Source organism: Paenibacillus sp. plas6 (assembly GCF_057221655.1).
Genome location: NZ_CM170151.1, coordinates 1,263,692 through 1,275,128 on the forward strand (window position 1 = coordinate 1,263,692; position 11,437 = coordinate 1,275,128).

At 39.2% G+C, this 11,437-nt stretch carries 9 protein-coding genes; 3 read left to right on the forward strand and 6 right to left on the reverse strand.

The genetic code is table 11. The features are described from left to right. Nucleotides 1-6: 6 nt before the first annotated feature. From AC2TDL_RS05695 to AC2TDL_RS05705, 3 genes are read left to right on the forward strand one after another with little or no spacing between them, the layout of a single operon-like run. Entirely contained in the window at nt 7-1,119 is a 1,113-nt protein-coding gene (locus AC2TDL_RS05695) for an endospore germination permease (protein ID WP_484699228.1), read from the forward strand. Next, complete coding sequence (locus tag AC2TDL_RS05700; protein WP_484699229.1) at nt 1,097-2,602, forward strand: spore germination protein; 1,506 nt, start codon at nt 1,097-1,099, stop codon at nt 2,600-2,602. Before AC2TDL_RS05695 ends, AC2TDL_RS05700 begins: the two co-directional genes overlap by 23 nt. Further along, on the forward strand, nt 2,602-3,756 hold the full coding sequence (locus tag AC2TDL_RS05705; protein WP_484699230.1) for a Ger(x)C family spore germination protein: 1,155 nt from the start codon (nt 2,602-2,604) through the stop codon (nt 3,754-3,756). The genes AC2TDL_RS05700 and AC2TDL_RS05705 overlap by 1 nt, the downstream gene beginning before the upstream one ends. Nucleotides 3,757-3,904: 148 nt before the next feature. Here AC2TDL_RS05705 and AC2TDL_RS05710 read toward each other — a convergent pair whose 3' ends face one another. The 6 genes from AC2TDL_RS05710 to purM all read right to left on the reverse strand — a co-directional run bounded on the left by AC2TDL_RS05710 (nt 3,905) and on the right by purM (nt 11,221). Beyond that, complete coding sequence (locus AC2TDL_RS05710; RefSeq protein WP_484699231.1) at nt 3,905-4,732, reverse strand: alpha/beta hydrolase; 828 nt, start codon at nt 4,730-4,732, stop codon at nt 3,905-3,907. 294 nt (nt 4,733-5,026) lie between these two features. Then, nucleotides 5,027-5,878, reverse strand: a complete 852-nt coding sequence (locus AC2TDL_RS05715; protein ID WP_484699232.1) for a polysaccharide deacetylase family protein — start codon at nt 5,876-5,878, stop codon at nt 5,027-5,029. A gap of 250 nt (nt 5,879-6,128) precedes the next feature. After that, nucleotides 6,129-7,394, reverse strand: coding sequence for a phosphoribosylamine--glycine ligase (purD, locus tag AC2TDL_RS05720; RefSeq protein WP_484699233.1), 1,266 nt, complete (start codon nt 7,392-7,394; stop codon nt 6,129-6,131). Between the two features lie 444 nt (nt 7,395-7,838). Beyond that, on the reverse strand, nt 7,839-9,386 hold the full coding sequence (purH, locus tag AC2TDL_RS05725) for a bifunctional phosphoribosylaminoimidazolecarboxamide formyltransferase/IMP cyclohydrolase (RefSeq protein WP_484699234.1): 1,548 nt from the start codon (nt 9,384-9,386) through the stop codon (nt 7,839-7,841). A 186-nt stretch (nt 9,387-9,572) separates the two neighbouring features. Beyond that, nucleotides 9,573-10,178 carry a phosphoribosylglycinamide formyltransferase gene (gene purN, locus AC2TDL_RS05730; RefSeq protein WP_484699235.1) on the reverse strand — a complete coding sequence of 202 codons (606 nt, stop codon included), beginning with the start codon at nt 10,176-10,178 and terminating at the stop codon, nt 9,573-9,575. Then, nucleotides 10,178-11,221: a phosphoribosylformylglycinamidine cyclo-ligase gene (gene purM / locus AC2TDL_RS05735; RefSeq protein WP_484699236.1), complete on the reverse strand. Its 1,044-nt coding sequence runs from the start codon at nt 11,219-11,221 to the stop codon at nt 10,178-10,180. The genes purN and purM overlap by 1 nt, the downstream gene beginning before the upstream one ends. Between the last annotated feature and the right edge of the window lie 216 nt (nt 11,222-11,437).

Here is an 11,437-nt window from a genome sequence, read left to right on the forward strand (position 1 = left end):
TTCATTATGGATATTCAAAGAGGAAATATTAGTTTATGGCTAGCGCTATCCATCATTATTTTAAGTAATGGAATTATGGCTCATGTCATTGCAATACCTGTTATTTTAAATGTCGCAGGACGAGACTCATGGATTGCGATTATACTTGCTACTCCATTTTTTATCGTGTGGGCTTATATATTTTTCTATATTATAAAAAGCTTAAATAAAGTCTCTGTTATTGATTGGGCAACAACGCACTGGGGAAAATATTGTTCATTTGTTTTTAAGCTAATCCTTTTTGCAATTTTATTCTTCAATGCGCTTTATACGATTATTGATACGTTAATGTGGACAGTTAGTACATACTTGCAACAAACACCAATTATTGTCGTGTCAACTTGTATGATGGTGCTCTGCGTGTTATTAGCTTATTGTGGATTGCAATCTATCTCCATCGTAGCTTCCATCTTGCTGCCAGTCGTTATCTTTTTAGGCTATTTTGTCGCTTCTGCGAATACAAAATATAAAGATTTTTCGTTGCTTTTTCCTATTTTTGATAACGGGATTATGCCGGTTGCAAGCGGAGCTTTTTATACATTGTCAGCTTTAATGGATATATGGATTTTGCTTCTTTATGCGCATCATATTAAGAAATTACCGAGCAAATTCAATATCCTCTTATTATCGCTCTTTTTAGTTCTTTTAGTGCTTGGACCAACCACAGGTGCAATTTCTGAATTCGGACCTACTGAGGCTTTAAAACAGCTGCATACAACGTTTGACCAGTGGAAGATATTAAGCTTAGGACAATTGCTTCAACACGTCGACTTTCTCTCGATATATCAGTGGCTGTCTGGTTCAATTATTAGAGCTTCGATATGTATTTATTTAATGATTGCCGTATTTCAGTTCAAACAAAATAAACAGCGACTGAAACTATTAATAATTTCATCAGTCGTCATGTTTTTATTGTTGTTTCTTCAATGGCGTGAGGATTTGAAACTGTTTTTGTTATTAAATTACGTGTTCCCGATTAGCTTAGTCTTTGTCTTGCTGTTAACTCTTGCTATTTTTATTACTCAGCTAGTTGTGCGTAGAAAGGAGACAGCTCAAGATGAACAAGGAAGTAAAAATTGATATGCAACAGCTAAATGAGGAGCAATTTCAAAGCTATTTCCAGCGGGATGCTGATATTGTTATTTTTACAAAGCAATATAAGACTAAAAATATTAGCAGTCCTTTTTATATGCAACCTCCAGTTGAAGTAATTTTCGTTATGTCTGAGGCGTTTATTGAAAACAGTACTTTTAAGGAAACAGCTCTGCCTTCAATTGTGGATACCTTTAATGAAACGGGCTTTCAATCGATAAAAGCAATCGAGCAATCTCCATTCATTAGCTGGTTTAAAGTGAGTACAGAAGAAGATCCGATTACCCTACATAAAATGTCTTCGCTTATGTATGAAGGCAATATTATGTGTGCAATTCCAAAACTAAAGGTCATTATGTCGATAAATATTGCTAAAATACCGATTCGATCTCTTGAGGAATCGGCGTCCGAAATTACGATTCGCGGACCAAAGGATGGCTTAGTAGAAGACATTGCTACAAATATTGCCCTTATCCGCAAAAGGCTACGTTCCGAACATCTATGTATTGAAGGCTATGCAATTGGCTCGTTTACTGAAACTAAACTCGCTTTACTTTATATGGGGAACATTGCTAATGATGATCTTATTGCTACAGTGAAAAAGCGCATTGATCATCTTGAAGTAGAGCAATTGATTACTATTGGGCAATTGGAAGAGATGATCGGAGATAATACTTACTTAATCCCAACCGTTGACTATTCGGCAAGACCCGACTATATTGTTGAGGCCTTGCTTAATGGTCGATTTGTCATCTTACTCGATAATAACCCAATGGCATTTATAGCACCCGGCAATGTATTTCAGCTTTTAAAATCACCTGAGGATAGCTACTTTCCTTTGCTTTCTAACAACATTAGCCGAATGTTTCGGCTTTTCTCATTAGTAAGCTCCATTTTCTTGCCTGGTTTTTTCATTGCCATTACAACCTTTCATCCCGATCAGTTGCCGTTTACTATGCTTGCGACCATTTCTTCAGCACGGATGGGGATACCGATGGAAGCCTCGATCGAGATGTTTCTTATTATTAGTTTTATGGAAATTTTTCGTGAGGCCAGTGTACGAATGCCAAGCAGCATGAGCCAAACAATAACTGTTGTAGGCGGACTTCTTATGGGAGAAGCAGCAATTCGTGCAGGCTTAGTATCGCCTATTATCGTTGTAGTTGCTGCTATATCGATTATTTCAGGAGCAACGCTTGTGAATCAATCTCTCGCGAATAGCGTAGTTCTTTATCGCTTCTTTGCTTTTTTATTAAGCTCAATTCTTGGTATATTTGGCTTTATTACAGCCTATATACTATTTATTTTATTTTTATCGAGAATCCATAGCTTCGGGGTTCCTTATTTGGCGCCACTTTCTCCATTAAGCTTAAGAAACTTTATTATTTCAGCTTTTCAATTGCCATTGCGGATGCGCAATACTCAGCCTTCGTATTTGCATACAAAGTCAAGAAAAAAGGATGAACAGTAATGAGTATTAAGCTGCTAACATGGCTTAAGCTATGTTTAATTATTTCTATATTATTTTCACTGACTGGATGTTGGAGTTCTACCAATATCCAGGATCAGCATTATGTATCAGCTATTGGCGTTGATTACGATGGAGAAAATTACACCGTTTTTGCGCAAACATTAAACTTTATGTTTGTAGCTAGCACTGAAGGCGGCCAAAGCACATCGGAGAATAGCACCTATGTCGGTAAAGGGGTAGGAAAAAGCTTGCATCTTGCGGTAGCTGATTTGTATAAAACTGCACAATTTCGTATTGAGTGGGGACATACTCAAGTTGTCGTAGTAAGTGAGCGGGCAATTATGAGCTTAGGCTCAGAGCTTGTCGATCGTGTCTATCGTTTTCCAGACAATCGCTATAACGTCTGGTTTTTTGTAACACAAGAACCTATTGAGGAACTATTTTTGGGAGATACATTTTATAGTTTCACAACTTTGCGCAGTCTGTTACATATGCCGGACAACTCCTATGATCAACTTATGACTTTACCGCCAATTTTAATGTTTAAGTACTTATCTGCCGTTAATGAGCCTGATCGATTATCCTGTGTGCCGGTTATTGGTTTTAACCAAAACCGCTGGTCATCTGAGAAGAAAAAGCTTAAACTTCCAATAATTACTGGCGGCTACTTTGCTTCCCCTACCGCTAATAAGATTGTAGAGATTGATAAATTAACAGGATATCGCTGGATTCAGCCTAAATTAACACGTACAATGTTGCTCGTTAAGGACATGGAAACAACGTATGGTGTGATTATCATTGACAAAGCTAAAGTAAAGAAAAAAGCAAAGTTAGTTAACGGCGAAGTTAAATTTACAATTGAAGCAAGTTATCGCGGAAGCTTGAATGAGTATTTAGAGGAACTTCCTTATGAAAAAATGATCGAGCTGATAAAAGAGCAAATTAAGAAAGAAATCATCGACGTATACAATTTGGGCGTTGAAGAGCAGCTTGATTTCTTTAATCTTATGCATAGCTTTCGTATGAAATATCCGCGTCAATGGAAGGAGATGACAAAGAATGGCAGCGAGTTTATTTTGACGAAAAATTCGATTGAAAATATTAATATCAAGCTAATTGTTCCAACGAACGGAAAATATAAACGACAAAAATAGTTGCTTTGTAAGTAAAGCATTCTCTCCAGTAACGGCATAAACCCTGCTGCTTCGTTATTTATCTCTGTTTGAAGCAGCAGGGTTTAGCTGTGGAGCTCGTTGTATCCCCGTTCGTTTTTATTCACCTTTATATACTCTTTGATATACCTTATATTGACCAGTTTACCCATTCATCAGCTCTTTTTTCAAGTCCCTCTAACCATTTTATTGTTGCACCAATTGCTTCTTGCTGTTGAGTGTAAGTAGAAAATGTATGATTAGCTTGAAAAATAATCTCTTTCTCACAGCTTCCCTCACTTCGAGTCCAAAAGATTTTTTGATAAAGGAAACCGTAATCGACTGGAATAACATCATCACTTGTACCATGAACAAGTAATACATCTCCTGAAAAACGTGTTGCTGCTTGAAACGGTTGATGATTCATTAGAGAATCAAAAAACAGAGGTGTTAACGTATAACCTAAATAATCTGTTTTCCCTTTCGTATAAGCTTCATCATAGCTTTGACGACCAACAATTCGAACAATGTCATTAAAAGGATAGCCTACCGCTGACCATAAAACTAGACGCTTTACTCGGCGATCTTTAACAGCAGTCATAATTGCAACTGCTCCTCCTAAACTATGACCTAATAATGTTAAGCGAGTCGGATCAAGGAAGTCGCAACTTGAAATATAGTCTATCACCGTACGTGTTTGATCGATCATGGAATCAAATCCAAGTTCGCCATATTCCCCGTCACTTTCCCCGCAGCCGCCATAATCAAATCTTAATACATAGTTTCCTTGAGCAGCCAATTGACGTGCTGTTTTGACAAACAATCGATCAACCCCGATGCGGCTACCAACAAAACCATGACAAATCACAACGACTGGGTACTTACCGTTCTTTTCAAGCTGCTCTGCTCCTTCATGCGGATAATGCAAAGTAGCTGCAAGTGATAGTCCTTCATGTGTAATCGTCAACTGTTTTTCCATATTATTTTCCTCCTAAACCTGTGTTGTTGCGTCCATGTTGTCTTATTAAGTTTTGCGATGTGCAAATTGAAAAATATCATCTATAAAGTGAATAAAATAAATTTATATTATTCCTACCTGTTTACTATGAATTGTATAAACAGAATAGCATGAGTAATTTCTGTTGTCAATACTGCTTCGACTACAAATTGACTTGCAAAAAAAGAGACAGGCCCAAATATTTTGCCTCATGTAACATCATTACATATGCAAAATAATCGCCTGTCTCCATAAATAGATAATTAAATTAGTTCTCTAAAGTTGATCAACCGTTACAAAGCTATATCCTTCATCTTTTAGCTTATCAATAAGTTGTGGCACCAGCTTAACCGTATTCTCAATATGTTTACTGCCAAAGCTGTGTAATAAGATTATTCCTCCGTCACGAGCATTGCTCATAATGTTTTCCAACATATCATCTACACTTGTCCCATCCCAATCGCGAGGGTCGATATTCCATAACACAATTTCCTTATTTAAGTTGTGTAAATGCTCTCTTACCTCATCGTTAACTGCACCATATGGCGGACGAACAAGAGAAGGAATATAACCTATCTCCTCTTTAATTTTATCGTCGGTGTTTTTAATCTCGGTTTCTAGCTCCTCTTTGCTGAGCTTCGTAAAACTTGGATGATAGTATGAATGATTGCCTATTAAATGACCTTCTGCATCAATTCGTTGCAATACTTCAGGGTATTTGTTAACCTGCATTCCTACTACAAAAAATGTTGCTTTAATCTCTTTCTCCTGCAAAATATCTAATATTCGCGGAGTGTAATTCAAATCGGGCCCATCGTCAAATGTAATTGCTATCTTCTTCACGTTCATTTCATTTTCTTCATCTTGCTCATTACTGTTTTCATTCCGTTCACTGCCATCGTTATGTTCAGTCTCACTAGGTTCATTTTCTGCATTTTGGGAAGTCCCAGTATCGGCTCCTGATGAATGTACAGCTGCATCAGCTAATGCCAGGCTATTTTCAGACGAAGCAGAAACAGGCTGATGTTGCTCAATGAAAGGATACGCTGAGCATCCTACCATTACACATACAATGATTAATAAGGCCGCAACTTGAATTGACCTGAAAAAAGAGTTTGATAACTTCATTGTTCACCCTCTATTCTAATTACATTCAGATCATCTTCGTGCAGCTTTTGAAAATGTAAATCTGTCTACAAATCTAGTATATCATAGAATTATTAGAAAATCTTAATTTTTTTAATAATTTTCTAATTTTTTTAGTAAATTAATAGGTTGAAGTAGAGCAAAAAATGCTGGCAGGTTTTGTATCAACCTGCCAGCATTTTGCTTTATCGAATTATACTAATCAAGTATTTCACTTGTCTCTGTATCACTACTATACTAAAGCTTTCATTGCAATATCAGTTCGATGCTGCATTCCTTCAAATTGAATATGTTTCACTGCCTCATAAGCATGCTCACGTGCTGAAGCAATATCTTTACCGCGTCCCACGATACCTAGAACACGACCACCGCTTGTAACAATATTTCCATCGGCATTTGCTGTTCCTGCATGGAATACTAGCGCACCTGTTGCTTCTGCTTCTTGCAAACCGCTAATCACTTTTCCTTTAGGATAGCTGCCCGGGTATCCTTCTGAAGCTAAAATTACACATACTGCTGCTTCATCATCCCATTGAATATCTATATCTGCTAAAGTGCCGTTCATTGCCGCTAACACAATATCTAGTAAATCTGTTTTTAAGCGCGGCAATACCACTTGAGTTTCTGGATCACCCATCCGTGCATTAAACTCAATCGTTTTAGGACCATCTTTTGTAATCATTAGTCCTGCAAAAAGTACTCCGCGGAATGGACGACCTTCACTTACCATCGCTTTGGCAGTAGGTTCAATAATCTTTACAATCGCCTCTTCAATAATCGCAGGATCGATATGCGGCAATGGAGAGTAAGTTCCCATTCCACCAGTATTCGGACCTTTATCGCCATCAAAAATCGGCTTATGATCTTGAGCAGGCACCATTGGTTTTACTGTTTCCCCATCAACAAAAGCAAGGATGGACATCTCCTGTCCAGCAAGAAACTCTTCAATAACGACCTGATTACCCGCATCGCCAAATACTTTATCGACCATAATAGAGTGAAGAGCTTGCTCAGCTTCCTCCAGTGTAGAAGCTACCGTAACGCCTTTACCTGCAGCTAGACCATCTGCTTTAATAACGATAGGCGCTTCCTGCTGCTTCAAGTAAGCAAGAGCTTCCTCGTAGCTTGTGAAAGTTTCATATTTGGCAGTTGGGATATTGTACTTTTTCAGCAAATTTTTCATAAAAATTTTGCTGCCTTCAATTTCAGCCGCAGCTTTGTTCGGACCAAATGCAGGAATACCTGCTGCTTCAAACGCATCAACAATACCTTGGGCTAGTGGATCATCTGGGCCTACAAAGACAAGATCAATTTTATTTTCCTTTGCAAATGCGATTAATTTATCAAACTCAAATACACCAATTGGCACACATTCAGCTACTTGAGCAATTCCTGCATTACCAGGTGCACAATACAGCTTGCTAACTTTATTGCTTTTCTTCAATGACCATGAAATGGCATGCTCGCGCCCGCCACTACCAATGACTAATATATTCACAATAATAGTCTCCTTTCAATGCGGTGAAGCTCGGTTCATCGTATGCAGATGCACAAATCTGAACCGAGCAATTTCAATGAGAGTTTAAAAACTTGAACTTCAGGACCGAGAAGATGACGTGAAGCTAGGGAACGAGTAGCGCAGCGTACACCTAAAGGTACGTGAGCAACGCAGGCTCCCGATGAATGTCATATTCGATGTCGACTAGGCTACAACGCTGTGCTTCGTCATCAAGTTTAAGTTTTTAAACAACTTTACAATGAGAGTTTAAAAACTTGAACTTCAGGACCGAGAAAATGACGTGAAGCTAGGGAACGAGTAGCGCAGCGTACACCTAAAGGTACGTGAGCAACGCAGGCTCCCGATGAATGTCATATTCGATGTCGACTGGGCTACAACGCTGTGCTTCGTCATCAAGTTTAAGTTTTTAAACAACTTCTATGATTAGTGTTTGAAATGACGTACCCCTGTAAACACCATCGCAATCCCATACTTATTCGCTGCCGCAATGGAATCCTCGTCTTTAATTGAACCGCCAGGTTGAATAATTGCAGTAATTCCTGCTTGCGCTGCAGCCTCAACAGTATCGCTCATTGGGAAGAATGCATCAGAAGCTAGCACTGCGCCTTTTGCTTTTTCACCAGCTTGCTCAATTGCAATACGAGCAGCGCCAACACGATTCATTTGGCCTGCGCCAACGCCAATTGTCATATCGTCTTTAGCAAGCAGAATTGCATTTGATTTCACATGTTTAACAACTTTCCAGCCAAACAATAGTTGCTTTAACTCTTCCTCTGTTGGCTTACGATCAGTTACAACTTTTAAGTCGTCAACAGAAAGATTGTGTACATCGCTTTCTTGGACAAGCATACCGCCGTCTACAGAAGTTACTAACCATTCTGATTTGCGTTCTTCTGCTGCTTTAAATTCACCAAGTTTTAGCAGGCGAATATTTTTCTTCTTCGTCAAAATCTCTAAAGCTTGAGAAGTAAAGTCTGGTGCAATAATGATTTCCAAGAAAATAGATGAAAGTAATTCTGCAGTATCTGCATCAATTGTGCGGTTAGCTGCAATAATACCGCCAAAAATCGATACAGGATCAGCTTCGTATGCTTTTTTGTAAGCCTGATGAATGTCTACGCCAATCCCTACTCCGCATGGATTCATATGTTTAACTGCAACAACAGCCGGTTCAGTAAATTCCTTCAAAATTGCTAATGCTGCATTTGCGTCATTAATGTTGTTATAGGAAAGCTCTTTACCATGAAGCTGCTCTGCAGTCGTAATATTTCCGCTTTCGGCAAGTGGCTTTTTATAGAAGGCTGCTTTTTGGTGAGGATTTTCACCATAACGTAAGTCTTGTACTTTTTCGTACGTAACTGTATACGTTTCTGGCAGTGGATCACCTTGTAGAGTAGACAAATAGTTAGAAATTAGGGAATCGTAAGCTGCTGTATGACGGAATACCTTCGCAGCCAGACGTTTACGAGTTTCTAGTGTTGTATCTCCATTAGCTTTAATTTCTTCTAGTACACCGTTATAGTCCGCTGCATCAACAACAACTGTTACAAATGCATGGTTTTTAGCTGCAGAACGAAGCATTGTAGGACCACCGATGTCAATGTTCTCAATCGCATCCTCATAAGTAACATCTGGCTTAGCAATTGTTTCTTTGAACGGATACAGATTAACAACGACAAGATCAATATAATCTAGCTCAAGATCCTTCATTGCTTTTTGATGTTCTTCATTATCGCGTACAGCTAGCAAACCGCTATGAACTGCTGGATGCAACGTTTTTACACGTCCATCTAAAATTTCAGGAAAGCCTGTAACATCAGAAATACCAATTACAGGTACACCTTCTTTTTGTAGCAAATTAAAAGTACCACCAGTTGAAATGATTTGTACTCCTTGCTCAGCTAATGAACGAGAAAACTCCACGATTCCTGTTTTGTCTGAAACACTAATTAACGCTCTACGAATTGCCACTTTATACCCTCCTAAAATTTCTTATTTATCATTTCGGCAGTAGTAAACTCTTCCGAACGCTTTTTAAACCTGATGCTCCCTTGTTTTATTTATTCTTGTTAGCATCAGGTTTAAAGGCGTTGCACTTTTCACTTCGTTCTCCAGAGCTTACTTTACCTTCACTGAAGAATTTCTGTGTAGTTTTTATTATTTAACAATTACATTTCTTCCATCAATGCTGACTTTACCAGCAGCGATCCATCCGATTACTTGTGGATACAGCTCATTTTCAATGCGATGGATACGCTCAGCGAGACTTTCTTCCGTATCCTCAGGCAAAATGTCTAACGGACGCTGTGCGATAATTGGTCCGCTGTCCAAACCACCATCAACAAAATGCACTGTAACACCTGTTACTTTTACACCATGCTCTAGCGCTTGTCCAATCGCATTGACACCTGGAAAGCTTGGCAACAGGGATGGATGAATATTAATCATTCGACCTTCATATGGCTCGACAAGCACTGAAGTGATGATTCTCATATATCCAGCTAATACGATTAAATCAACCTGCTTCTGCTGAAGGATGCCAAGTATTTCTTGCTCATACGCCTCACGTGAAGCATAATCCTTGGGCTTGAATACAAATGCTTCAATGTTAGCACGTTCTGCTCGTGCAACAACTTTAGCTTGAGGCTTATCACATACAAGAAGCTCGATGGATACATCGAGCTTCTTTGCCTGCACAGCATCAACAATAGCTTGAAAATTCGAGCCATTACCGGATGCAAATACAGCGACACGCAAAGTCATTACACTTCTGCTCCTGTAAACGTAACGATGCGATTGCCCTCAGTAACAGTACCGATGCGATATGCTTGTTCTCCAAGCTCATTCGCTAGACGTAACGCCTCGTCCGCTTGATCTGCTGGAACTACCACAACGAGTCCAATGCCCATATTAAACGTTGTGAACATATCCCGATTAGAAATATTTCCTTTTTGCTGCATTAAATTAAAGATTGGTAAAATCGGCCATGAGCCGTATTCAATATTAACGTTAACCCCTTCAGGCAGTACACGCGGAATGTTTTCAATAAAGCCGCCGCCAGTAATATGTGCCATCCCTTTTACGTTAACTTGCTGGATTAGCTTCAATGCAGATTTAACATAAATTTTCGTTGGCTCAAGCAGTACATCGCCAAGCTTAGCGCCGCCCAGTTCAGGCAATTCATCCTGCAATGAATAGCCAACTTGCTCAAGTAATAGCTTGCGAACAAGCGAGAACCCATTACTATGAATACCGCTGGAAGCAAAACCTAACACTGCATCTCCAGGGGCAATCGTAGAACCATCGATCATTTTTTTACGGTCAACAATTCCAACGGTAAAACCAGCAATATCATATTCTTCCTCAGAATACATACCTGGCATTTCTGCTGTTTCGCCACCGATCAATGCACAGCCAGATTGTACGCAGCCTTCAGAAATCCCTGCAACAATCGCTTCAATTTTCTCAGGCACTACTTTGCCGCAAGCAAGATAGTCTAGGAAGAATAATGGTTCTGCGCCTTGAACGATGATATCGTTGACGCACATCGCAACTGCGTCAATTCCGATCGTATCGTGCTTGTCCATTGCAAATGCGAGCTTAAGCTTTGTGCCGACTCCATCAGTTCCTGACACCAATACTGGCTCCTCATATTTGTCCTTATTTAAACCGAACAAACCTCCGAATCCACCAAGATCAGCCATAACCTCTGGACGGAAAGTACGCTTAACATGCTTTTTCATACGTTCTACTGCTTCATTACCTGCAGCAATATCGACGCCAGCTTTTTTGTACGCCTCTGACATTCAAGTCAACTCCTAAAAAATATTTCTGCTTCGTTCATGTACACTGCTTTCGAAATGCTCTAAGCGAAGCTAAGATTATAGTTAGATATTTTTATCTATGTTAAAATTCCGATCAATTTTAGTCAGTTACTCCCCAAACCAAGGTGACTAACAGCAGTTTGCAACAGTTAGTAGCCGACTTGTTGAGTCACTCTCAATCCATTTCTTCTATATCTC

What these genes read in the sequence shown, in the direction of transcription:
- purN (WP_484699235.1), bottom strand. Translation starts at nt 10,178, where the DNA reads ATGACTTTGCGTGTCGCTGTATTTGCATCCGGTAATGGCTCGAATTTT.
- AC2TDL_RS05715 (WP_484699232.1), bottom strand. Translation starts at nt 5,878, where the DNA reads ATGAAGTTATCAAACTCTTTTTTCAGGTCAATTCAAGTTGCGGCCTTA.
- purM (WP_484699236.1), bottom strand. Translation starts at nt 11,221, where the DNA reads ATGTCAGAGGCGTACAAAAAAGCTGGCGTCGATATTGCTGCAGGTAAT.
- AC2TDL_RS05700 (WP_484699229.1), top strand. Translation starts at nt 1,097, where the DNA reads ATGAACAAGGAAGTAAAAATTGATATGCAACAGCTAAATGAGGAGCAA.
- AC2TDL_RS05710 (WP_484699231.1), bottom strand. Translation starts at nt 4,732, where the DNA reads ATGGAAAAACAGTTGACGATTACACATGAAGGACTATCACTTGCAGCT.
- AC2TDL_RS05705 (WP_484699230.1), top strand. Translation starts at nt 2,602, where the DNA reads ATGAGTATTAAGCTGCTAACATGGCTTAAGCTATGTTTAATTATTTCT.
- AC2TDL_RS05695 (WP_484699228.1), top strand. Translation starts at nt 7, where the DNA reads ATGGATATTCAAAGAGGAAATATTAGTTTATGGCTAGCGCTATCCATC.